This is a genomic window from Halorussus caseinilyticus (genome assembly GCF_029338395.1).
GTDB lineage: Archaea > Halobacteriota > Halobacteria > Halobacteriales > Haladaptataceae > Halorussus > Halorussus caseinilyticus.
Genome location: NZ_CP119809.1, coordinates 2,255,990 through 2,277,878, shown reverse-complemented (window position 1 = coordinate 2,277,878; position 21,889 = coordinate 2,255,990). Strand labels below are relative to the sequence as shown.

Here is a 21,889-nt window from a genome sequence, read left to right as displayed (position 1 = left end):
CGGATACTTAATTCGTTAGGTACTACTAATAGTAGGAATAATTTCACTTCCTGCGGGTCTCGACGACCGCCGAGACCCGCGTCCCGACCCAAAAAGAAGTTACCCGCCGAACGAAAACCCCTCCGCGATGACCGCGTTCGCGCGCCGACAGACCGCCGGACTCGCCCTTCTCGCCGTCGTCGCGGCCGCCAGCGTCCTCGCCGGGCCGGAACACCTCCTCGGTCTCGCGCGCCGACTCGCCGACCGACCCGTCGTCTTCGGCGTCCTTCTGGTCGGAGTCTACCTCGTCCGGCCCCTGTTGGCGTGGCCGACCACGCTCGTCGCGGTCCTCGCGGGGTACGCCTACGGTCCCGTCGCCGGATTTCCGGTCGCGCTCGCCGGAACGACGGCGAGCGCGCTCCTGCCGTTTCTCGTCGCGCGCTACGTCGGCGCGGGGTCGGGACTGGTCGCGCGCCTCGGCGACTCGGGCGAGCGGTTCTTCGCCGCGACGGGCGACCTTCGGGGGATGGTCGCCTCCCGACTCGCGCCCGCACCCTCCGACCCGGTTTCGGCCGCGGCGGGTCTCTCGGGCGTCTCGACCGGCGCGTTCGTCGCCGGGACCGCGGTCGGCGAGGTGCCGTGGACCGTCGCGGCCGTCCTCGCGGGGAGTTCGTTAGACCGCCTCTCGACCGCTGGCCTGAACGCAATCGGGTGGGAACTGCTCGCGGCGGCGGCCGCGGTAGCGGTCGCACTGCTCGCTGGCCCGGCCTACCGCGCCGCGAGCGCCCGGCGGTAGTCGGAGGATTCGGGACTCGACCCCGACCGGACCGACCGCGACCCCGCGGCCGCGGTCGAAGTTGGAACGAAATTGGAAGAGAGTGCTACCGGACCCCGAACGAAGTGGGCGAGAGTTCGAAAAACTCCTTTTAGGACGGCTCTCGCGGGTAGAATCATGCGATTTGCAACTCCGATTACGGTCGCACTGGTCGTGCTGACTGCCTTCGCCGCGCCGATTGCGGCCGAACGGACCACGACCGAGTGCGAGCCGAAGACGACGGCGACGATGAACGAGTCGATGGGTGAGACGACCGAGATGATGGGCGACGAGACGACGACCGGGATGATGAGCGAGACGACCACCTGCATGGCCGACGACTCGATGGCCGGGACGACCAGCGCGATGGCCGACGACTCGATGGCCGACACCACCGACGCGACCGAGAGCGGGTCGAGCGCGTTCGCGCCCGGATTCGGCGTCGGCGCGGCAGTCGTCGCGCTGGTCGCGGCGCTCTACGTCGCGCGGAGGCGACCGTGAGCGACCGCGCGAGCGGTCGCGCCGACGCGCGTGACCTGTTCGAATCGGGCGTCGTGGCGGCCGCGGCCGGAGTCGCGGCGGTCGCGGGGTCCTACGCCGTGACTGGACTCACGCCCGCGTTCGTGGCCGCGCCGGTCTCGGACTTCGTGGTGGCTTCGACCCCCGACGCGGTGATTACGTGGTCCATCCAGACCCTCGGCGACGTGGGTGGCCAACTAGGATTCCTGTTGGCGCTCGCGCTCGCCGTGGGCGGGTTCGCGCTGGCGAGCGCGGCGGGTGCCGCGCTCGCCGACCGGTTCGCGGTCCCGGCCGCGCCGGTCGCCGCCGTGGTCTGCGTCGCCGTGGCGCTCGCGCTCACGGGGGCACTCGTGCCCGCGCTTGCGGCGGGCGCGAGCGCGGGCGTGGTCGTCGGTCTGGCGTCTCTCGGCCGCGAAACCGACGGCTCGGGGTCGGTCTCGCCCGTCGCGGCCCGGCGGCGCGTCCTCCAAGCCCTCGCGGGCGCGTTCGCGTTCGGCGGGGTCGGTGCCGTCCTCGGGTCGCGGAAGGGCGGCGGGATTTCGACCGACGACGGTCCAGTCTCGGCGGGCGTCGGGTCCCTGCTCGCGGAGGCCGACGAGAAGTCCCTCGACGTGGACGGCATCGAACCCCTCGTCAGCGAGCAGTTCTATCAAGTCGATATAAACAGCGTGGACCCGACCGTGGACCGCGAGGACTGGACGCTCTCCGTGACCGGCGCGGTCGAGGAGGAAGTCGAGTTCGACTACGACGAGATTGCCGGGACGACGGGTTCGGTCGAACACCGATTCGTCACCCTGCGGTGCGTCGGCGAGAGATTGAACGGCAGGAAGATGGACACTGCGCTCTGGACCGGCGTGCCCGTGACCGACCTGCTCGATTCGGCGGGCATCGACGCGGGCGAGAACTGCTGTGTCATGCTCCGGGCGGCCGACGACTACTTCGAGGAGTTCCCGCTGTCGGCCCTCCGCGAGGGCTTTCTGGCCTTCGAGATGAACGGCCAACCGCTTCCACGGGGTCACGGCCACCCGGTCCGGGCGCTGATTCCGGGTCACTGGGGGGAGATAAACGTCAAGTGGCTCACCGAAATCGAAGTGCTGGAGGAAGAGGCAAAGGGCTACTGGGAGAAGCGCGGGTGGCACGGCACCGGCCCGGTCAACACCGTCGCCAAACTCCACGCCGTGAACCGTCTGGAAGGCGAGGAGATTCAGGTCGGCGGTCACGCCTACGCGGGCACGCGAGACGTTCGAAAAGTAGAAGTCTCGACCGACGGCGGCGAGACGTGGACCGAGGCCACCCTCTCGGACCCGCTTCCCGGCGAGGACGTGTGGCGCCAGTGGGAGTACACCTACGAGGCCACCGACCCGCACGAAGTCGTCGTCCGGGCGACGGACGGCGAGGGGACTCTCCAACCGAAGGCAGAGAGAAACCCCTTCCCGAGCGGGCCGACCGGGTGGGTCGCCAAGCGCGTGGAGCCGTAGGTATAAGGTTCGTGACTGAGAATCGAGGGACAGCGCGATGGACAAGGCGCTCTGGTACCTGCTCACGGCGACCCGCGGCGGCGAGAACCGCGCGCGGCTCATCCGCGAACTCTCCGAGCGTCCACGGAACGCCAACCAACTCGCGGACGCGCTGGACGTGCGCTACAAGACGGTTCGCCACCACCTCGACATGCTCGAAGACCACGGCGTGGTCGAACCCGGCGACAACGAGTACGGCAAACTCTACTTCCTCACCGACCAGTTCGAACAGCACCGCGAAGCGTTCGAGGAAATCACGGAACACATCGAATGAGAGTGAAATGATATGAGTACGATACAGTTCGCCAGCGGAATAGCGGTCGTGAACATCCTCCTGCTCGGCCTGCTCACGACCGTCTGGGTCCGCAACTACCGGAAGTTCCGCACCTCGCTACTGCTCGGACTGGTCGCGTTCGGGAGCGTCATGCTCGCCGAGAACGTGGTTGCACTCTACTTCTTTTTCAGCATGAAGATGCTCTACTCGGGCGACCCGACGGTCCAACGGGCCGTGCTGGTGCTTCGCGGTCTCCAGTTCGTCGCGGTCGCCTTCCTGACGTGGGTCACGATGAAGTAGGGTCGGCGGACGGCGAGCGTCGATTTAGGGGTGGATTCGGGCAACTTCTCCGTGACCGCTCGCGCTCGGTGAATCGGCCGCCGGGAAACGGCCGAGGACGCAATCCGCCCGGACGCGCCCGGCCGAACCAACCACCAGCGAACGCTCGGCCGACCAGCCGCCACGGGTGGGGTAAAGGGGCCGCCCGCTCGCGCACCGCTTGGTCGTCTGGCCGACCCCTATCCGAGCGAACGCAGTGAGCGAGGATATGTCGGCCAGCGACCGTCTGCGGAGCGAAGCGACGCAGACCTCGGAAGTCGCACGCCCGCACAGCGAAGCGAGCAGGAACGTCTGCCGGTGGCGAGCGGGCGGGGGCTTTCGAGACGTTCGTCGTCGCTACGGTTTCCGCGACGACTGCCGAGGGACAGAACGTACCCGGCGAAAGCATTCTAAAGTAGTTCTAAAGCAATAAAAATACACTGTAGAAAATCAAAAACACGTCCCAAAGAACGAATCTCGTCAGTAAAACGTATCCGAACAGTCGTACATCACGCCGTGTCGCGGACAGACGTACTTGCAGTGGCGGGAGTACATCGGTTCCTCGCAGACGGGACACGGCCGACCGCCTCGGTCGTCGCTCATGTTCCCAAGAGGGTCGGCCAGCCCAATCACTATTGTCCTCTCATCGTCCGCAGACCAGCAGGTACCCGCCGCGAACCCAGAGCGCGAGGGCGACTCCGACCGCGAGAAGATGTATCTCCGACACCCAGTAGGGAATCGGGACGACGTGGCGCGCGCCAGCGAGGAGAGTCGAGACGCCCGGAATTCCGCGGTCCGGCGAGTCGCTCCCGCGGCGTTCGACGCCGTAGGGCGACCCCCGGCGCTCGCCGTACGGTACCCGGTCTGCCTCGTAGGGGAGCGACGGGACGACGTAACTCGCCACGACGCTCCCGTTCCGGCGCATCTCGACCACGCGGTTGTTCCGGCTATCGGTGACGAGCGTGTGGCCGTTCGGCAGTCGGTCGGCGTCCCGCGGCCAGTCGAACGGAATCCCGCCCGCCTCCGACACCGACCACGCGACTTCCCACCGGCCGGTGGTCTCGTTCTCGTGGAGTTCGACCACGCGGTGGTTCTCGGAGTCGGCGACGAGAACCGCGCCCTCCCCGAGCCAGTGGGGGTTGTGCTGGCGGTTCAACACGTCCGAGTCGCCGTCTTCGTTCACCACCTCGACGACACCCTCCCCGCGCTCGACGACGAGGAGGTGGTTCTCGTTGCGAATCGAGACGAGATACCGGCCCTCGCCGATTCGGTCGGCGTCGTTGAGGTGAAGCCAGTCGGACCGGGTGGGGTCGGCGGGCGCGTCGTAGTAGTCGCTGGCGTTCCACGTCCAGACTCGCTCGCCGGTCTTCGGGTTCAGCGCGAAGACGCTCTCGTACTCCATATCTGCGACGAGGACGTTACCGGAGGGGAGCATCTCGGCGTCGTGGACCTCGCTGTCCTTCCGAGTCCGGACCGGATAGCTCCACTCCCAGATTACCTCCGGCGCGGGTCCGGGGTCGATGATGCGGACCCCGGTCCGCTTGCACGGCGGGTCGTACGGCCCGCAACTCCAGTAGCCTCCGGCGGCGAACGTCGCCAGTACCGACCCGTTGTCGAGCGCCGACACGTCCTGATAGCTGATGATGTCGCCGACGCTCCACAGCACGTCGCCCGTGCCGTCTAACGCGGTCACGTTTCCGTTCGGTCCCGGTCCCTGCACGCCGACCAGCGTGGTCTCGTTCGAGTCGAGACCGCCGACGCTGGCGTCGGGCGCGAGCGCCCAACTCCCGCCGAAGGCTCCGACGACGAGCAACAGACCGACGCCGAGGTACGCGAGTCCTCGCCGAAGCGGGTCGCTCGAAGCGCTCACGGCGACTGCCCCGCGCCAGATACAGTCGGTTCTCGGGACCGTTCGTTCGGGGTCACGACGGACAGTTGGGTATGGCGTTCACCCACCTAACGTCTCTGGCCGCCGGAAAAGAGTGGTCGTCAGCTTACCGGGTCAGCACTCGCTCCAACCGCACGACTCGCAGGTCTTGCACCCTTCGGAGTAGTACAGCGACAGCGACCCGCAACTCGGACACTCCGGACTCTCACCCGAGTCGATGATGTCCTGTTGGTCGGCCTCCTTGCTGGCGGAGACCGCATCCGCGGCGGACCCGAGGTCCGCAGACGCGCCCGCACGCTCGCCGCCGTCGGTCTGCGTCCCGGCGTCGGTCTCGTCGGACTCGACTTCGGTGAGGTTCTGCTGTTGGGGGTAGGCCTTCTCGACTTCGCCGTCGAGATACCGGCGCATCGCGGTGCCGATGGCGTCGGGGATGGAGTTAATCTGCTCGCCCTTGTCCCACGCCACCTTCGGACTCCGGATGCCCTGCAGTTCGTCGGCTATCTCCTCGGGGTCCACGCCCGACCGGAGCGCCGTCGAGATGGTCTTGGCCAGCGCCTCGGTGAACGAGGCGGTGAACCCACCGGAGTTGCCGATGTTGGCGAACAGCTCGAACGGTCGGCCCTCGTCGTCCTCGTTGATGTTGACGTAGAGCTTTCCGTACCCCGTGTCGATGCGCTGGGTGATGCCGTGAAGCACGTCCGGCCGGGGTCGCTTGCTGGCGTAGGGACTGTCGGCGTCCTCGCCGTCGGCGACTTCGAGGATGGACGAGACTTCTCGGTCGAGCGCGGCCTGCACGTCCTCGTTGTCGAGGAAGCCCTCGATGCCGCCGAAGACCTCCTGAATCTGCTCGACGAGTTTCCCGGCGGCCTCGGACTCGTCGGCGAACTCCTTGTTGTCCGCGCGGGTCGTCAGCACCTGCTTGGAGCGCGTGCCGTCGCGGTAGACGGTCACGCCCTTCCCGCCGTTCTCGTAGATGTACTCGTAGACCTCCCGCATGTCGTCCTTGCTGGCGTCGTTCGGGAAGTTGCAGGTCTTGCTGATGGCCGAGTCCACGCCCTCCTGACAGGCGCACTGGACCGCGGCGTGTTCCTTGCCCGAGAGGTCCGAAGTCACGACGAACAACTCGCCGATGGCGTCCGGGACGGTCTCTAAGCCCTCCACGCCGTCGAAAACGTTGTTCGCCATCTGGTCTTGGGCCTCGCGCTTGACCTCCTCTACGTCGATGTCGTTGTCCTCCAGCACGCGGAGGAAGTAGTCGTCGAATTCCACGAGCATCTCGTCGCCCTGCACGTCGTCGGAGACGTTCTTGTAGTAGGCGACGTTGTAGATGGGTTCACACCCGCCCGTGGTGTTGCCGACCATCGAGGTGGTTCCGGTCGGCGCGATGGTCGTCGTGTTGTGGTTCCGGACCGGGAAGCCCTCGGCCCAGTCGTCGGCGTTGAGTCCGGTCTGCTTCTCGAACCACTCGCGGTACTCGGTGGGGTCGGCGTACTTCGACTTGCCCCACTCGTCGAACGACCCGCGCTCCTCGGCGAGTTCGTGGGACGCCCACTTCGACTCGTGGTTGATGTAGCGCATCAACTGGCGCGCGATTTCGTTTCCTGCCTCGCTCCCGTACTCGACGCCCAACTGGATGTATAGTTGGGCCAGCCCCATGACGCCGAGACCGATTTTACGCATCTCCCGGACCTTCTGTTCTATCTTCTCGACCGGGAAATCCGACATCGTGACGACGTTTTCGAGGAAGCGCGTGCCGTACTCGATGCGGTGGTCGAACTCGTCCCACGCCATCGCGTCGGCGAGGAAGGCGTCCACGGCCTCCGCGAAGTCGTCGTACTCGTCGCCGTGTTCGTCGTACCAGACGCGCCAGTCGGGGGCGTCGTGGTCGGCCAGCGTCGAGAGGTTGATGTGGCCGAGGTTGCAGGCCTCGTACTCTTCGAGCGGCTGTTCGCCGCAGTTGTGAACGTTCAGAGCCTCTTTGCCTGATTCGCTTGCGAAGAAATTGTGCGTGTCTTCGACCGTCAAGTCGTACACGTCTTCGGTGCCGTCCGTTTCGACGTTTGCGACGGTCTCGACGGTCATCTCGTGTTCGGTTCCGTGTGGTGTTGCGAGAGGTTTGGAGAGACCGATGATTTCGTCACCGGCTGAGAGGTGGGAAGCTTCGACCCACTCGCCGTTTTCTGCGCGGATTTCGTGGTCCGGGGTGACGCGAATGGAGAGACCGGACTCCGTAGTGATACGGACGACATCGACATCCTCCTTCGTTTTGAACGCGCTCGCCGACCGCGTAACGAGTTCACCGTCGTTGAGCGTGTGGACGCTTACCGATTCGTCGCTGGTAGCCAGCTCACCGATTGGCTGAGTGGTTCCGTTGGCTAACTGGACTTCCATGTCAGCCGTTAGACAGGGGTTAGTAGCCAGAATCCGGTGGTCGGGATGCTCCTCCACGTCGAACGAGTGTTCCTTGTTCACCCGTTCCAGATAGATGACGCCGGGTTCGCCGTTCTCGTGGGCACCGTCAACGATGCGGTCCCAGATGAGGTCGGCCGGAATCGACAGTTCCTCGCCGACTTCCACGTACTCGCCGAGACCGAACATCTCGTAGAGTTCCTTGGTGTGTTCGGTGGCGACGTGTGGCTCCTCGGTTCGGGGGTTGGTGAAGGTGAACTCCTCGTCGTTCTGGAGAGCCTCCATGAAGTCGTCGGTGACGCCCACCGAGATGTTGAAGTTCGAGAGGTGGCCCTCGGCGGCGTTCCGAAGGTGCTTGGGAACCCGCCCTTCGTCGTCGATGAGTTCGCGGGCCTCTCCGAGCGCGTCCTTGAACGAGTTGTGGGTGTAGTCGTCGGGGTCGTTCAGTCGCAGGGTCTCGGCGAGGCTCACGTCCTTGTTCTTGGCGTGGATGAACTGAATCACGTCGGGGTGGGAGATGCGCATGACGCCCATCTGGGCACCGCGTCGGGCACCACCCTGTGCGATGGTTTCGCAGTTATGGACAACGATGTCCTCCGCAACGTAGGTATGGGTCCCTGCGACTTCTGCATTGTAGACCGGTCCATCGTACTCGACGGTTTCGACGGAATCGACGGCAACGACTTCTCGACCGTTTGCCTGTTTCGTTCGGTCGGTCGCCCTGAAGTCGTCGGGAACCTCGTCGAACAGGCGTTCGAGCGGTGTCCCGAGTGCGGTACTGACACTTGCACTTACACCGTACGTCCGTTTTCGACCGTCCGGTTCCCGGTTGTGCCGTGAGAACTGCACGCCACAACGTAGCCCGGCCTGAAACACGAAGTCTACAACATCTTCGCTCGTCAGCTTTAGCTGTACACGCTGGCTCTTCCCGCGCTTTTCCAATTTACCGTCGCCCTCGAAGAGGGACTCCAGCACCCTCGCCTGTACGTTAGGTGGTGCCTGCCAGAGTACGTCTGGGACGGACTTTTCCGACGCTCCAGTACCGAAGAGTTCGTCAACGAACTGCGCGAAACTCGCGTTCTCGACGTGGAGGTGGAGTGTATTTCGGTCTTCGACTGGTTCGAGACGGGCAGACAGGCCGAACGACTCGAGCGCGGCTTGTATTTCGGATGCCGCGTCCCGCTCGTCGTTGTGGAGCGTGAACGTGACCTCGTTCGGGATACCGCGTCGATACACGACACAACCCTCTGCGAGATACCAGCCAGCGATTGTCGCAAAGTCAGCTACTGGTACTTCTGTCTCGAACGATTCGGGATTCGGTCCCTTCGATGCCCCGTAGTACTCACGGTTGATGGTAGTTCCGCCGTCAGCGAAAACGAGCGGGCCTGTAGCGACGTTAGACAGGTCGAGGGAGTCGTCGAGCGACAGGTCACTCTCCTGCGTGGCGTGGCCGAGAACGAGCAGGTCGTCTTCTTCTAGGTCGCTCGCATCAACCCACTCGAAGCCGTCGTTGCGCACGACCTTGAACGGGTGCTCCCCAGTCGCTCGGATGGGTTTGTTGATGCGCTCCGGCGTTATCTCGACGATTTCCTCGTCAACGTGGCGCTCCATCGTTTCGACGACAGGTTGCTCGTCACCGTTCTCGTCGATGACGAAATCGTCTTCGCCGAGGTCTTCGACGTTCTGCTGACCATCCGGAGTGAGTACTTTCGTTCCGGGTGGGAAGCACATCTGGTCGTACGTGCGCATGAAGGTGATGGGACCCGAAGCGATGCCGCCCGTACTCCCCACCGCGTCGCCGTAGGGTCGGAGTTTCCAGAAGGCGTACCCCATTCCGCCCCCCGACTGGAAGACCTGTGCGGCCTCTTTCGCGGTCTGGTGGATGTCGTCGATGTCGTCGTCCGGCGAGTCCACGAAACAGGCCGAGAGCTGTTGGAGTTCGTCCCCGGCGTTCATCAGAGTCGGGGAGTTAGGCATGAACGAGAGGTCTTCCATCAGAGTCTGGAACTCCTCGCGCACGTCCTCGACGTGGGCGCGAATCTCGTCGGGGAGTTCGGGGACGACCGTTTCGTAGGAGAACTTGTTGACGTTGTAGATGGAGAGCGCGGTTTCGGCGTCGTCGTCGGCCGCGGTTCCCTTGCCGAACACTTCCGCGGCGAGTTCGTCGCGCCGGGGGTGGTCGGGCTTGAGTTGGTCGGGCGTGACCGTGACTTCCTCGTCGCGCTTTTCGGCCTCGTAGACGGCTTCGGCCAGCGCGATGTTCTCGGCGACTCGCACGAAGAGGTCTTCCTGTTCCTCGATGTGGTTTCCGTCGGCGTTCTTCCGGAGGTAGCGCGCCGGAAGGATGTTGTGATAGGCGTTGCTCGTCAGGCGGTCTTCGAGCGTCTCCCCCTCGGTCCGCTTGATAGGCAGCGTGAGTTCGTCGGCCGTGGGTTCGCCCGCATCGGTCATGCGTGGCTCACCTCGCCCGTCTGTCCGGCGATTCCGGGTACTGCGAGTGGCGTAGTTCGTTTCATTCGTGACGACGATTTCATTCTGAGTCCTCCTCTTTAGTCCTTACTGTCTCAGTTGGACTACTCCAAATTTATTTGTACTTTGATGCCTCTGTCGGAAATTAGTCACGCCGGAATCCGACCGTACAAAAGGTGGATTCACGGCTATGAGTGGTCGCTCAAAGGTAACACCCGCACCCTAATAAGAGTACCCAGACCGCGGCGAAAGTGGTCAGCCGACCGGACGAATACTTGAGTAACGATAGCTTACCACGCCGATGTCGGGCGATTCGGATTTCGCGGCCGGTGTTGAAGGGCCGATACGTTTACGATGCCCGACTCGCGTTGATTTTAGCATGAGTGCCTCGCTCGCCACGCCGCTCGCCACCGGATTGCTCGGAACTCCGCTCGGCACGTTGCTCGTCGCCCTCGTCGGACTCGCCGCCGTCGTACTCGTCGGCCGAATCCTGTTGAATCTCGCGTGGCGACTCCTGCTGGTCGCCATCGTGGTGGTCGGCGCGCTTTACACCGCGGGCGTCCTGTTGTGAGTCCGCGCGCGACGGCGCGTCGCGCCGTCGCGCGCTCGGCGCTACCCCGGCGGACGGTTCGCCGAGCGTCCGACAGTCGGCCGAAGCCGGACTGTTTTTGGATTCTCAGACAAATAAAAACATTTCCCAAGAAACGGTTTCAAGATATTTAAGCAGTAGATAGCTGTCCGAAACCCGACTTTCAAGTACGAGGGCGCGCCGAACCCGGCGCGGACGCCTCGCGCGGTTCCGGGCGCGGGCGGCGCGCGGGCACTGCCCGCGCGCCGCGGGACCGCCAGTCCGACTAACCGGAAACGGCTGAGTCCCTACTGTCCGTGAACGACTGCGAGCGAGGAGCGGAGCGACGAGCGAGCAGGGGTTTTTGGTCCAGATTTTTCGAGGAGCGGTGGCCGTAACGTCCGAACGAAGTGAGGGCGTGAGGACACCCGACGAGAAAGAAAGGTGGGTTAGCTCGACTAACCGGAGACGGCTGAGCCGAGACTCTCCGGACCGGCCGCGAGCGAGGAGCGACGCGACGAGCGAGCGGACGACTCAGACGACTTCGGTGAGGAAGTTCCGAATCACGTCGTGGCCGACGGCCGTCAGCACGCTCTCGGGGTGGAACTGGACGCACTCGATGGGGTACTCGCGGTGGCGGACGCCCATCACCAACTCGTGGCCGTCGTGGTCGGTCGTCGCCGTCACCTCGAAGCAGTCGGGCACGTCGGTCGCCACCAGCGAGTGGTAGCGCCCGGCGCGGAACCCCTGTTCGAGTCCCGCGTACACGCCGCGTCCGTCGTGAGAGACTGGGAACGCCTTGCCGTGAATCGGGTCTGGCGCACGGCCCACCGACCCGCCGTAAGCGTAGACGGCCGATTCCAGTCCGAGACAGACCCCGAGCGTCGGCACTTCGGGACTCACCTCGCGGAACACGTCGAGAGTGACACCTACGTCTCGCTCGTTCTCGGGGTGGCCCGGTCCCGGCGAGACGACGATTGCGTCGGGGTCGGCCTCGCGCACGTCCGCGAGGGAGGCGGTGTTTCGGACGACTTCGGTCTCGGCGTGTTCGCTGGTGTACTCGACGAGATTGTACGTGAACGAGTCGAAGTTGTCCACGAAGAGGACCTGCCGGTCGGTCGTCGCCGCCTCGCCCCCGGCGCTCGCGGTCATCGCCCCACCTCCGGCGTGTCCGGGCCGAGGTCCGCGTCCGCCGTCTCGGGGGCCGACTCGTCCTCGATTCGTTCGAGGGCGGTCAGCACGCCGTCCATCTTCTTCTCGGTCTCGTCGTACTCGGCCGCGGGGTCGCTGTCGGCGACGATGCCCGCGCCCGCCTGCACCGTAATCCGGTCGGGCGGCGAGGCGTCCGTCTCGGACTCGACCGTCGCGGTCCGGATGACGATGGCGAAGTCTGCGTCACCCGACCACGAGTAGTAGCCGACGCCGCCGCCGTAGAGACCCCGCGGGGTCAGTTCGAGGTCGTCGATAATCTCCATCGCGCGAATCTTGGGCGCGCCCGAGAGCGTCCCCGCGGGGAACGCGGCTCTGGTGGCGTCGAAGGGGTCCGAGTCCTCGGCGAGTCGGCCGGTCACGGTACTCTCGATGTGCTGGACGTGGCTGTACTTGAGGACGTTCATGAACTCTTCGACTTCGACGCTTCCGGGGGTAGCGACCCGGCGCACGTCGTTGCGCGCGAGGTCCACCAGCATCGTGTGTTCGGCGCGTTCCTTGCCGTCCGCCAGCATCTCGCCCGCGAGTCGGCGGTCCTCGACCGGACTCGACCCCCGCGAGCAGGTCCCGGCGATGGGGTTGGCCATCACTTCGCGGCCTCGAACCGAGACCAGCGTCTCGGGACTCGCGCCGACCACGGTCAGGTCGTCGTAGCCGAGCAGATACATGTACGGCGAGGGGTTCACGTCCCGGAGCGCCTCGTAGAACCCCAGCGAGTCGATGTCGCCGCGGAGTTCGCGCGTCCGGGAGATGACTCCCTGATAGATGTCGCCGTCGAGGACGTGTTCCTTGGCGATTCGGACAGCCTCCTCGTACTCGTCGCGCGGCCCGGCGGTTTCGCTCTCGCGGACGAACCCGCCCGTCTCCGGCGCGTCCGCCGCATCGAGCAGGTCGGCCACTCGGTCGGACTCCGCACGGAGTTCGTCGTACACCGCCCCCGGGTCGTCGTCGCGCCCGACCAGCGGCGTGAACACCAGCGAGACGGTCCCTTCGAGGTGGTCGAACGCCACGGTCTTGGTGTTCAGGACGAACTGCGCGTCGGGGAACCGCGATTCCGGTCGCTCGACGCCCACCTCGTCCAGCCAGAAGTCGTACACCGCGTCGTAGGCCAGAAAGCCGACCAGTCCGCCCTCGAAGTGCTGGCGGTCCTCGTCGGGGAACCCGCGCTGTTCGGCGTCGGGCATCACCGACCGGAGGGTGTCGAGAGCGTCGCTCGACTCGCTTTCGGCGTCGGCCGAGAGGTACCGCGCCGCTGGACCGCCGAGCGACTCGACTCGCACGTCGTCGGGGTCGGCCGTCACCACCGCGTCGGGGTCGTAGCCAACGTAGGAGTATCGGGCGTGGCGGTCGCCCGACGCGTCCGGCGAAAACGCGCCGTCCGGGTCGCTGGAGGCGGTTTTCTCGGCGCTCTCCAGCAGGAAGGCGTACTCCGAGGGTTCGGTCTCGGTCGAACGCCCGGTCAGCGCCGCGTACGCCGAAAGCGGCGCGGCGTCAACGTCGAGTTCGGTCTCGACCCGAATCACCGCAGGGTCGTCGCGCCCGGCGAGGTCCACGAACTGCTCGCGTTCGGGATTCATGGCGTCGGAACCGTCCGGGAGCGTTTCGCGTTCGCCACGAACTCGGCGACCGCTTCCGGGTCTTTTCGGCCGTCGCCCGCGGCCGCGGCGTCTTCGACGCCGCTGGCTACGTCCACGGCGAACGGTTCGACCGCGCGCACGGCGGCGTCCACGTTGTCGGGAGTCAGCCCTCCGGCGAGGACGACCGGCGAGTCGAGTTCGGCGGCGAGTTCGGCCGTGCGCTCCCAGTCGTGGGTTCGGCCGGTGCCGCCAGCGCCGTCGTCGTCCACGGAATCGACCAGCAGGCCGTCGGCCAACTCGTCGTAGCGACGGGCCTGTTCGGGGTCGGCGGCGTCCACGACTTTCAGGACCTGCGCTTGGACGCTGGCGGTCAGGTAGGCGAGGTCGCCCGCGCCCACTTCGCCGTGAATCTGAACCGCGTCGGGTTCGACTGTCCGGGCGAGTTCGACCGTTCGCTCGGGCGTGGCGGGCATCGTCACCAGTACGGTCGTGACGAACGGCGGCGCGGCGTCGGCGAGTTCGGCCGCCCGTTCGGGGTCGATTTCCCGCGGGGAATCGACCGGCACGTCCACGAGCAGACCCACGGCGTCCGCGCCCGCTTCGACGGCGACTCGGAGGTCCTCGTCGCAGGTGAGACCGCAGATTTTCACCCGCGTCATGCTTTCACGGCGCGGCAGAGTTCTTCGAGTTGGTCGGCCGCGTCGCCGTCGTCGATGGCTTTCGCGGCGCGTTCGGCACCGTCTTCGAGCGAGTCGGCTTCTCCGGCGACGTAGATGGCGGCCCCGGCGTTGGCGAGGATGATGTCGCGTTTCGCGCCGGTCACGTCGCCCTCCACGATACCCCGGAGGTCGGCGGCGTTCTCTTCGGGGGTGCCGCCCGACACGTCGGCCACGTCGTGGCGTTCGAGTCCGATGTCCTCGGGGGTGAGCGTGTACTCCTCGATGTCGTCGCCCCGGACTTCCGCGACGGTGGTCTCGTCGTGGATGGCGATTTCGTCCATGCCCGACCCGTGGACGACCAGCGCGCGTTCGACGTTCATCCGAGCGAGCGACCGGGCGAGGACGGGCACGAGGTCGGGGTCGTAGACGCCGACGATTTGGGCGTCGGCACCCGCAGGGTTGGTCAGGGGGCCGAGGACGTTGAAGACGGTCCGCATGCCGAGTTCCTTCCGGGGACCGATGACGGCCTTCATCGCGGGGTGGAAGACGGGCGCGAGCATGAACCCGATGCCGTCTTCTTCGATGGCCTCCTCGACTGCCGGGGGTTCGGCGTCGATTTCGACCCCGACCACGTCGAGTACGTCCGCGCTTCCCGACGACGAGGAGACCGAGTAGTTGCCGTGCTTGGCGACGGGGACGCCCGCGCCACTGGCGACGACGGCGCTCGTGGTCGAGACGTTGATGGTGTCGTAGTCGTCGCCGCCGGTCCCGCAAGTGTCTACCAGCGGCGACCGGTCGGGGTCGATGGTCCGCGCGGCGTCGCGCATCCCTTGAGCGAACCCGGCGATTTCGGTCTCGGTCTCGCCTTTCGCGCGGAGGGCGGTGAGCAACGACCCGATTTGTGCTTCTGTCGCACCGTCGAAGACGGCCGTGGCCGCCTCGCGTGCTTCGTCGAGTGTGAGGTCCTCGCCGTCGGTGACGCGTTCGATGTAATCCTGCATTTGAAATCACCAATGTACGTCTTCGTCTTACAATGAACACAATCGTACATCGACTTAAAGGTGTCGGGGAGATGGGGAACGACGGAGTGACATCTCGGTTCGGGGTACGCGAGCGACGTTTCTCGGTACCAACCGAGGAAGAGACCCGATGGAACCCCGTCGCGTGCGGGCGCGGCGTCGTCGGGAGCGAAGCGACGGAATCAGTTGGGCTTGTAGCCCACGGTGGCGGTGCGGAGCAGTTGCGACGTGTTAGCCGTGCGGGGCGGTGCCGTGTGGTCCTGATTGGTCCACGCCGCTAGCTTTTCACTCCTCTCACAGTCGCCGTCGCAGTGCTGTGCGGTCGCAGTCTGGACAGACGCCGCCAACTCCCCGGACGCCCGAAACTCGATACGCGAACGCGCCGATAGCCTCCGGCGACGACTCCGCGAACGACTACGACGTGGGACGGGAAAACAATTTCTTCAGCAATAAAAATAAGTCCTAAACAATTAGTCGTAGGGTCTAAAGAAACCGAGACAGTTCCGGCACGGTTACTGGTACATCCCGACCGGTTCGGCCCGCGAACTGTCGTCGCCCGACTCGTTCATCTGGTGGGCGAGTTGCTCTTTCTCGGCGCGGATTTCCTCGACGTGGGCGCGCAGGTCCGCGTCGTCCACGCTCAGGCCCGCGATGGGGTTGACGGCCCGGTTGATGTACGCGCAGGCCGCTTCGGGGTCGGGAAACTCCGGGTCGGTCTCGACAACGAGTCCAACGGCGTCGAGTTCGACTTCGCTGGCGCGCGCGAGAAGCGCGCCGGTCGGACCGCTCCACACGCCGTCGGTCGCGGGCGGGTCGATGTCGTGGTCGGCCAGTAGTCGCTCGCCGTCGCCGGTCGCCACGCCGCGGAGTGACCGCTCGCCGTCGGGTTCGACTTCGGCGGGGAGACCGCTGACGTACATCGCCATCCCGCCCTCGTCGGCCACCCACCGCGTCACGCACGACGCGAAGTCAGCGACTTCCGACGGCGACACCGGCACGTCGCTCCGGAGGACGACGAGACCGTGTTCTTCGCTCCCGTACAGTCGAACCGGTGGGTACGTCTCGTAGGACCCCGACTCGTAGACGGCGACTCGGGGCAGGCCCGGACACCGGACGGTCCCGAAGTAGGTCGCGTCTACCGCGTCGATAACGTGGTCGGCCGCAATCTTCCCCACTAATCCGACCCCGAGCAGACCCTCTATCAGCGTCGGACTCTCGAACGTTAGGTCGTCGTGTATCTCTACGTGCCCCATGTTACCAAACAGAAGCTCCGCGCGATATTAAACGCGGCGCGGCGTGTCCGGCCCGTCCCGACTCTCTCGGGAAACGACCCTCATGGAAATCACCGGACTGCGACCGAATCGAAAGGTTCAATTATCCCCCGGACAAACGCAGAAATGCGTCCGACAAAGGCCGCACCAACATGGGTTTGTGGTCTAGTTGGTTATGACACCTCCTTGACATGGAGGAGGTCGGCAGTTCAAATCTGCCCAAACCCACTAACTTTTCCCACGAGTAATACGGCGAGTAGTTTTTCTACTTGGCACGCCGTGGTCCGACACCTGACTCCCCGACGACTGTTTCTCGCGTTTCAGAACGCCGAAGCCACGGCTTCGGCGTTCCTCGCTTGCGTCGGGTTGCTGCGGTGAATTACTCCGGCCGCGGGAAGGCGTCGAACGACTTTCGACCGCCGAGAGCGGCCGGTGAGTCGCTCTTCGACGGCTCGTCGTCTGGTTCGGCACCAAATCGTGTGAGATAACTAATTTAAATCTAGCCACAAGAAATAATGTCGTTGAAATATTATTAACTATCGCATGTCTTCGGAACGTACCGACCGAAGTCGGCGAACGGTCCTCAAGATGGTCGCCAGCAGTAGTCTCGCCGCCGGAACGCTACTCGGCACGGCGAGCGCGACCCCCGAAAGTGTCGATTCGAAGAACGTCGTCGCGCCGGAAGACCGAACCGAACCCGACCGGGTAGTCCGAGACATCTCGGAAGTCGGTACCGACGCCGACTGTAAGACCGAGTACTCGTGTTTCGCGGACTCGTGCGGTGACTACGACCAGACGTGGTACAGTCGCCAGTGCTGTCAGCAGGGTGGCGACTACATCTGTGAGGACTGGCGCTCGACCGGCGACTGCTGTGCCTGAGTCGGACGAGTCGAGACCCCTCCGTTTATTCGAGAAGTATTTCCGAGTCCACAGTCGGGACTCCCGACCGAATAGGGAACTACCGACGGGACCGGAACCCCGAGTTCACTCCGATTCGTACTCCACGTCACACATCGTCCGGAGTCGTTCGTACGTCTCGTCGGCTATCACGTCGGGGTTGGCGCGGTAGACGCCGGGCACGTCCCGCGCGCGAATTCGGTTGGTGAGCGTCTGGAAGAAGCGACACACTCGCACGTCGTCGGCGTAGACCAGAAGTACGCCGAGACCGTCTACTAACACCCACCCGTTGCCGGGTTCGACGTACTCCATAGCGTCGGAGAACCGCATCGCCAGTCCCGTCAGGTCGTCGGGGTTAACGGGGTCGGTCGTCCAGAGGTCGCCGTCGTACGCTTCGGCCGCGGGAATTACCGGCACGACGCCGACGGTAGCGGGGTCGTGGCCCGCGCGTTCGAGGTGCGTCTGGAGTCGGTTCGGATGGTCGCGCGCCGAGACCACGAGGAGGTTGTCGAACGCGCGTTCGGGCAGGACGGAGAGCGGGTCGGCGTCGGTCGGCGCTCGGACGAGCGTCTGTACTCCTCGTGCGATCGCGTCCGCCCCGTCGCCGACCGGGACTTGCCCGGACCGCACTGCCTCTTCCATGGTCAGGACTCCTGAATCTCTGGTGGTGTTTCACCAGCCCCGCTCGCGTGCCGCGAGAAGTACGTGTGTGCGACCGCCACCGAGCCGTAGGCGACGACGATGACCGTCGCGAGGAGAACGTCCGCGACGAGCGAGAACGGCGGGAGACCGAGCCACGCACCCGTGAGAACGCCGAGACCGCCGACTGCGAGTCCGAGATACCAGTTGCACCACGGGATGTCGGGTCGGGATTCGAGGTCCAGATACACGTCGAGTTGTTCGGCGGCACCCGACAGCTCTACGATTCCGCGATTTTGGTTGTACTCCACGATGCCCGCGTCGTCTAACTTTGGCAGGTGAGACTGGTATAACGCAGTGTATACCCGTTTTCGTTCGGCCGCGGAAATCGTATCGACGGTGATGTCGTTCTCCCACGCCGCCACCTGTTCGGCCAGTTCGGACAACTGGACCGACCCGTCCGCACGTCGGAGGTAGTGGAGAGCGTATCGTCGTCGCCGATTCTTCAGAACGTCGAAGACGAGGTCCCGCGAGAGTTCCTCCTCGACTTCCTCTTCGTCCTCGGAATCGACGACGCCGGAGACCTGCGTTTCCGCGACGGCCGAGTCCTGCTGGTTCGGAGTCTCCTCCGGTTCCGGATGAGTCACCAATGGTGCTCATTACTAAGCCACCCCTTGGTCGTAACCCAGCATGGATAGAACACATCGCCCGGATTAGTCTTTGTTATTCACCATTTACCCGGTGGAAACCGTTCCTTACGAACAGTTGCACGTCCGTTCCAACCCGCTCCCGTCCTGCGGTAATTGTCACTTACTCCCCGATTTCGAGAGTCTCGGACGGCGGGGTCGTTCATCCCCGAGTGACCAAGTTCTCGTGAATTCCGAGGACGAGCGCCGGGACTACCACCATGAAGATATGTTCCTCGATTGGTATCCCGAGGAACTCTATTCCAGTCCGAAGGGGGATGGCAAAGACGCCGATACGGAGTGTGTACCAGTCCCACAAATAGGCGATTGGGTAGAGGACGGCGATAGTTCGGGCGGCTTGAACTATCGCCCCGGCCCGATAGAGGAGTCCTACCGCGACGGTCCCCCAGACGACTTCGGTCACGAGGTAGGTGTACTCGCCGAACGCCGCGCCGATGTCGGGTATCACTCGGGGTACTTCGACGGGAATCGGCAAAAATCCCCCGTCGGGACCGCGTTCAGTTCTCAAATTTCTGGAACCCGGCTAAGTTTCATTATCGCTGGCGGCGTACGTTCAGGTGACGATGGACATCGCTGATATTGCAACGACGGACTACACCGAGTTAGAGGCCGAATCGAACCTCGGCAAAGCTCGTTCCGTCTTCGAAGAGGAGAACCCGAAGGGCATCATCGTGACCAAGGCTGGCGAATACGAGGGGGTCATCACCCAGAAGCAACTGCTTCGCTCACACATAGAGGACCACACCAAAGTCGAGACGCTGACAAAATCCGCACCGAAAGTCGAACGAACCGACAACGTTCGGGATGTCGCGCGTGCGCTCGTGGAGGGCGGCACCAAAGTCGCGCCCGTCTTCGAGTCGGGGTCGCTCTGGGGCGTCATCAGTCAGGACCTCATCCTCGAAGCGGTGCTGGAGAATCTCGACACGCTGACCGTCGAGCAGATTTACACGGAGAACCCGATTTCCATCGCCGAGGACGCGACGCTCGGGCAGGCCATCAACCGCCTGCGCGAACACGGCGTCTCCCGTCTTCCCGTCGTGGACGAGGACGGCTTCCTCACCGGCGTCGTCACCACCCACGACGTGGTGGAGTTCGCTACCCGGAACGTCGAGAAGACCACCCGCGGCGACCGGTCGGGCGAGGGCGACAGACTGCTCGACCTGCCGGTGTACGACGTGATGTCGAGTCCCGCGGCGACGACGACGCTCGACGAGAGCGTCCGAGACGCGGTTGAACGCATGTTCGAGAAGGACTACTCCGGACTCGTCGTCACGCCCGAAGACGACGACCGGGTGGTCGGCGGCGTCGTCACGAAGACCGACGTGCTTCGCGCGCTGTCGTACACCGAGGAGGACGTGATGGACGTGCAGATTACCAACGTGAACCTGCTCGACACCCTCTCGCGGGAGTCGATTCGGTCGTCCATCGAGGAAATCGCCGAGAAGTACGGCAAGATGCGGGTCCGCCACGCCCACGTCCGGTTCCACGAACACAAGGAGAAACTCCGCGGTACGCCGCTGATTCAGTGCAAGATTCGACTCCGAACCAACCGCGGACAGGTCGCGGGGTCGGGCGAAGGCTACGGTGCGGAACAGGCCTTCAGCGTCGCGCGCGACAAGCTAGAGCGTAACGTCCTCGAAGTGAAGGGCGTCGAGAGCGACCGGGAGTACGAAGGACAACTCCTGCGGAAACTCGGCGAACTCTGAGGGGGTCGCTACCGAGTAGACAGGTCGCCCGGATTCGCTACCTCTGACCGGGCGCGTCCGGCGTGCCGGACGCGCCCGGCCGTAGCTCGGTACTCGGCGCGTGGCGCTTTCGGCAATCTATAGTTGCCCCTACTAATTAGATACATGTCTTAAAGAACGGAAGAAGTTGCTACGGGTTGTTCCGAGGGCCGCGAAAACTGAGTCCGACCGGACTCAGTTCTCGGGGCGCGGTGCGGCTTTCTGAAGCGCAGTTTCGGCGATGTTGCCGCCGTAGTCGGCGCTCCGGGACAGCGAGTCCACCACGAGACTGAGGTGTTGGGCGCGCTCGGCGTCCATCTCGCGGATGAGGTCGTCCACCGCGCGCGTGTGTTCGTCCACGTTGCGGACGCGCTCGCGGGTCTGGTTGCCGAGTCTGGTGGCTTCCGACCCCTCCTCTTCCAGCAGGGCGTCCATCGACATGTCCACGATTTCGGCCGCTTCGCGGTGCAGGTCTTCGAGCGCGTCGGCCACCTCCTCGGGAACGTCGCCGAGTTTGAGCGAGAGTTGGCCGATTTTGGCGGCGTGGTCCGCGATGCGTTCCAGTTGGCGGGCGCTGGAGTGGTAGTCGAAACACGTCTCGCGGGGTAGTCCGATGTCGGCGGCGGTGCTCGGGTTCCGGAGCGCCGACCGGAACACCCGTGAAATCATGAACCAGAGGCGGTCCACGTCGTCGTCGCGCTCGATAACGTCGGTTGCGAGGTCGTCGTCGTTCTCGACCAGCGCGGTCACAGCGTCTTGGAGCATCGTCACCGAGACCAGACGCATCCGCGTGATGGCGTTGTGAATCGACAGTTCCGACGAGTCGAGCAGGTCCTGCAACACCACTCGGTCGCCGGTCTCCTCTATGACTTCCAGTCCGACCAGACCCTGCGTGGCGTCCCGGACCGTCCGGCGCTGGTCGGGGGTCACGCGGGTCGCTTCGAGGTTGATGAGGTCGAAGCCGCTGACGTACAGCGTGAACACCGTTCGCATGAGCTCCGGTCCTTCGAGGTCCGTGATGTCCACGGTCCCCTCCACGGCGTCGTCGGTCGTTCGCGGCGAGAGCAACAGCGAATCACCTTCCGGATGAAACTCGACGCGGTCGCCCGCTTCGATGCCGTTCTCGGTCGCCCACCCCTTCGGAATGGAGACTGTGAACGTGGAACCACCCGTCACCTGCACTTTCCGCGTTTCCATGTCCCAACGGGGGTACCACCGCACAATAAATCTATTCAAATCTATATACAGGCTGTCCTCGGCGACAATCTGCGGCGACCAGCCGCGGGAAATTTTCCAAGAATCATCAGCTGTCTGTTTGGTTTCCCGCCCCTCTCTCGGCCGGATGCGGGCAATTGTGGGATTTCGTGACAGCCTCCGTTCGTACTCGAACCCGAATATCTATGGGTAAATACTTCTATATAGTTGTAATAGA

At 64.5% G+C, this 21,889-nt stretch carries 19 protein-coding genes, 1 tRNA gene and 3 pseudogenes; 9 read left to right on the top strand and 14 right to left on the bottom strand.

Annotated features, from left to right (window positions below; all coding sequences use genetic code 11):
- The first annotated feature begins 127 nt into the window (after nucleotides 1-127).
- The 5 genes from P2T60_RS11405 (at nucleotide 128) to P2T60_RS11385 (ending at nucleotide 3,403) form a co-directional block, all read left to right on the top strand.
- Entirely contained in the window at nucleotides 128-775 is a 648-nt protein-coding gene (locus tag P2T60_RS11405) for a TVP38/TMEM64 family protein (RefSeq protein ID WP_276279374.1), read from the top strand.
- A gap of 156 nt (nucleotides 776-931) precedes the next feature.
- Nucleotides 932-1,294: a PGF-CTERM sorting domain-containing protein gene (locus P2T60_RS11400; RefSeq protein ID WP_276279373.1), complete on the top strand. Its 363-nt coding sequence runs from the start codon at nucleotides 932-934 to the stop codon at nucleotides 1,292-1,294.
- A complete protein-coding gene (locus P2T60_RS11395) occupies nucleotides 1,291-2,790 on the top strand; it encodes a molybdopterin-dependent oxidoreductase (RefSeq protein WP_276279372.1) in 1,500 nt (499 codons plus the stop codon). The genes P2T60_RS11400 and P2T60_RS11395 overlap by 4 nt, the downstream gene beginning before the upstream one ends.
- A 37-nt stretch (nucleotides 2,791-2,827) precedes the next feature.
- Complete coding sequence (locus P2T60_RS11390; protein ID WP_276279371.1) at nucleotides 2,828-3,103, top strand: ArsR/SmtB family transcription factor; 276 nt, start codon at nucleotides 2,828-2,830, stop codon at nucleotides 3,101-3,103.
- A 12-nt stretch (nucleotides 3,104-3,115) separates the two neighbouring features.
- Nucleotides 3,116-3,403, top strand: a complete 288-nt coding sequence (locus tag P2T60_RS11385) for a DUF8036 family membrane protein (protein ID WP_276279370.1) — start codon at nucleotides 3,116-3,118, stop codon at nucleotides 3,401-3,403.
- A 498-nt stretch (nucleotides 3,404-3,901) separates the two neighbouring features.
- Here P2T60_RS11385 and P2T60_RS11380 read toward each other — a convergent pair whose 3' ends face one another.
- The 5 genes and pseudogenes from P2T60_RS11380 to P2T60_RS21740 all read right to left on the bottom strand — a co-directional run.
- Nucleotides 3,902-4,024: an HVO_2523 family zinc finger protein gene (locus P2T60_RS11380; protein ID WP_276279369.1), complete on the bottom strand. Its 123-nt coding sequence runs from the start codon at nucleotides 4,022-4,024 to the stop codon at nucleotides 3,902-3,904.
- A 40-nt stretch (nucleotides 4,025-4,064) separates the two neighbouring features.
- Entirely contained in the window at nucleotides 4,065-5,291 is a 1,227-nt protein-coding gene (locus P2T60_RS11375; RefSeq protein WP_276279368.1) for an aryl-sulfate sulfotransferase, read from the bottom strand.
- Nucleotides 5,292-5,665: 374 nt separating this feature from the next.
- Nucleotides 5,666-8,294, bottom strand: a pseudogene (locus tag P2T60_RS21750) (TSCPD domain-containing protein); the annotation flags it as partial.
- Between the two features lie 3 nt (nucleotides 8,295-8,297).
- A pseudogene (locus tag P2T60_RS21745) lies at nucleotides 8,298-9,449 on the bottom strand (LAGLIDADG family homing endonuclease); the annotation flags it as partial.
- Nucleotides 9,444-10,169, bottom strand: a pseudogene (locus P2T60_RS21740) (ribonucleotide reductase N-terminal alpha domain-containing protein); the annotation flags it as partial. The pseudogenes P2T60_RS21740 and P2T60_RS21745, both read right to left, overlap by 6 nt.
- A 397-nt stretch (nucleotides 10,170-10,566) precedes the next feature.
- Between P2T60_RS21740 and P2T60_RS11365 the strand changes: the two are divergent.
- Entirely contained in the window at nucleotides 10,567-10,758 is a 192-nt protein-coding gene (locus P2T60_RS11365) for a DUF8029 family protein (RefSeq protein ID WP_276279366.1), read from the top strand.
- Between the two features lie 531 nt (nucleotides 10,759-11,289).
- Here the strand turns inward: P2T60_RS11365 and trpG are convergent.
- The 5 genes from trpG to P2T60_RS11340 all read right to left on the bottom strand — a co-directional run bounded on the left by trpG (nucleotide 11,290) and on the right by P2T60_RS11340 (nucleotide 16,472).
- Complete coding sequence (gene trpG, locus P2T60_RS11360; RefSeq protein ID WP_276279365.1) at nucleotides 11,290-11,907, bottom strand: anthranilate synthase component II; 618 nt, start codon at nucleotides 11,905-11,907, stop codon at nucleotides 11,290-11,292.
- Nucleotides 11,904-13,541 carry an anthranilate synthase component I gene (trpE, locus tag P2T60_RS11355; RefSeq protein ID WP_276279364.1) on the bottom strand — a complete coding sequence of 546 codons (1,638 nt, stop codon included), beginning with the start codon at nucleotides 13,539-13,541 and terminating at the stop codon, nucleotides 11,904-11,906. Before trpE ends, trpG begins: the two co-directional genes overlap by 4 nt.
- The gene (locus P2T60_RS11350; RefSeq protein WP_276279363.1) at nucleotides 13,538-14,200 is read right to left on the bottom strand and encodes a phosphoribosylanthranilate isomerase; all 663 of its coding nucleotides are present in this window, start codon (nucleotides 14,198-14,200) and stop codon (nucleotides 13,538-13,540) included. Before P2T60_RS11350 ends, trpE begins: the two co-directional genes overlap by 4 nt.
- Complete coding sequence (trpD, locus tag P2T60_RS11345) at nucleotides 14,197-15,201, bottom strand: anthranilate phosphoribosyltransferase (protein WP_276279362.1); 1,005 nt, start codon at nucleotides 15,199-15,201, stop codon at nucleotides 14,197-14,199. The genes P2T60_RS11350 and trpD overlap by 4 nt, the downstream gene beginning before the upstream one ends.
- A 530-nt stretch (nucleotides 15,202-15,731) precedes the next feature.
- On the bottom strand, nucleotides 15,732-16,472 hold the full coding sequence (locus tag P2T60_RS11340; protein ID WP_276279361.1) for a proteasome assembly chaperone family protein: 741 nt from the start codon (nucleotides 16,470-16,472) through the stop codon (nucleotides 15,732-15,734).
- A gap of 172 nt (nucleotides 16,473-16,644) precedes the next feature.
- Here P2T60_RS11340 and P2T60_RS11335 point away from each other — a divergent pair.
- Nucleotides 16,645-16,718, top strand: a tRNA-Val gene (locus P2T60_RS11335).
- A 315-nt stretch (nucleotides 16,719-17,033) separates the two neighbouring features.
- Nucleotides 17,034-17,369, top strand: a complete 336-nt coding sequence (locus P2T60_RS11330; RefSeq protein WP_276279360.1) for a hypothetical protein — start codon at nucleotides 17,034-17,036, stop codon at nucleotides 17,367-17,369.
- Nucleotides 17,370-17,474: 105 nt separating this feature from the next.
- Here P2T60_RS11330 and P2T60_RS11325 read toward each other — a convergent pair whose 3' ends face one another.
- The 3 genes from P2T60_RS11325 to P2T60_RS11315 all read right to left on the bottom strand — a co-directional run bounded on the left by P2T60_RS11325 (nucleotide 17,475) and on the right by P2T60_RS11315 (nucleotide 19,181).
- Complete coding sequence (locus P2T60_RS11325; RefSeq protein ID WP_276279359.1) at nucleotides 17,475-18,029, bottom strand: DUF7504 family protein; 555 nt, start codon at nucleotides 18,027-18,029, stop codon at nucleotides 17,475-17,477.
- A gap of 2 nt (nucleotides 18,030-18,031) precedes the next feature.
- A complete protein-coding gene (locus P2T60_RS11320; protein ID WP_276279358.1) occupies nucleotides 18,032-18,673 on the bottom strand; it encodes a DUF7344 domain-containing protein in 642 nt (213 codons plus the stop codon).
- A gap of 202 nt (nucleotides 18,674-18,875) precedes the next feature.
- Nucleotides 18,876-19,181, bottom strand: coding sequence for a lycopene cyclase domain-containing protein (locus tag P2T60_RS11315; RefSeq protein WP_276279357.1), 306 nt, complete (start codon nucleotides 19,179-19,181; stop codon nucleotides 18,876-18,878).
- Nucleotides 19,182-19,296: 115 nt separating this feature from the next.
- On the opposite strand from P2T60_RS11315, the gene P2T60_RS11310 reads away from it, so the two are divergent.
- Complete coding sequence (locus tag P2T60_RS11310; protein WP_276279356.1) at nucleotides 19,297-20,439, top strand: CBS domain-containing protein; 1,143 nt, start codon at nucleotides 19,297-19,299, stop codon at nucleotides 20,437-20,439.
- 213 nt (nucleotides 20,440-20,652) lie between these two features.
- Here P2T60_RS11310 and P2T60_RS11305 read toward each other — a convergent pair whose 3' ends face one another.
- The gene (locus P2T60_RS11305; RefSeq protein WP_276279355.1) at nucleotides 20,653-21,654 is read right to left on the bottom strand and encodes a phosphate uptake regulator PhoU; all 1,002 of its coding nucleotides are present in this window, start codon (nucleotides 21,652-21,654) and stop codon (nucleotides 20,653-20,655) included.
- Nucleotides 21,655-21,889 lie beyond the last annotated feature (235 nt).

Bases quoted from the DNA above. Each gene is read 5' to 3' on its own strand.
- P2T60_RS11380 (WP_276279369.1), bottom strand. From the start codon at position 4,024: ATGAGCGACGACCGAGGCGGTCGGCCGTGTCCCGTCTGCGAGGAACCG.
- P2T60_RS11365 (WP_276279366.1), top strand. From the start codon at position 10,567: ATGAGTGCCTCGCTCGCCACGCCGCTCGCCACCGGATTGCTCGGAACT.
- trpD (WP_276279362.1), bottom strand. From the start codon at position 15,201: ATGCAGGATTACATCGAACGCGTCACCGACGGCGAGGACCTCACACTC.
- P2T60_RS11340 (WP_276279361.1), bottom strand. From the start codon at position 16,472: ATGGGGCACGTAGAGATACACGACGACCTAACGTTCGAGAGTCCGACG.
- P2T60_RS11310 (WP_276279356.1), top strand. From the start codon at position 19,297: ATGGACATCGCTGATATTGCAACGACGGACTACACCGAGTTAGAGGCC.
- P2T60_RS11385 (WP_276279370.1), top strand. From the start codon at position 3,116: ATGAGTACGATACAGTTCGCCAGCGGAATAGCGGTCGTGAACATCCTC.
- P2T60_RS11390 (WP_276279371.1), top strand. From the start codon at position 2,828: ATGGACAAGGCGCTCTGGTACCTGCTCACGGCGACCCGCGGCGGCGAG.
- P2T60_RS11405 (WP_276279374.1), top strand. From the start codon at position 128: ATGACCGCGTTCGCGCGCCGACAGACCGCCGGACTCGCCCTTCTCGCC.
- trpG (WP_276279365.1), bottom strand. From the start codon at position 11,907: ATGACCGCGAGCGCCGGGGGCGAGGCGGCGACGACCGACCGGCAGGTC.
- P2T60_RS11400 (WP_276279373.1), top strand. From the start codon at position 932: ATGCGATTTGCAACTCCGATTACGGTCGCACTGGTCGTGCTGACTGCC.
- P2T60_RS11330 (WP_276279360.1), top strand. From the start codon at position 17,034: ATGTCTTCGGAACGTACCGACCGAAGTCGGCGAACGGTCCTCAAGATG.
- P2T60_RS11305 (WP_276279355.1), bottom strand. From the start codon at position 21,654: ATGGAAACGCGGAAAGTGCAGGTGACGGGTGGTTCCACGTTCACAGTC.
- P2T60_RS11325 (WP_276279359.1), bottom strand. From the start codon at position 18,029: ATGGAAGAGGCAGTGCGGTCCGGGCAAGTCCCGGTCGGCGACGGGGCG.
- P2T60_RS11350 (WP_276279363.1), bottom strand. From the start codon at position 14,200: ATGACGCGGGTGAAAATCTGCGGTCTCACCTGCGACGAGGACCTCCGA.
- trpE (WP_276279364.1), bottom strand. From the start codon at position 13,541: ATGAATCCCGAACGCGAGCAGTTCGTGGACCTCGCCGGGCGCGACGAC.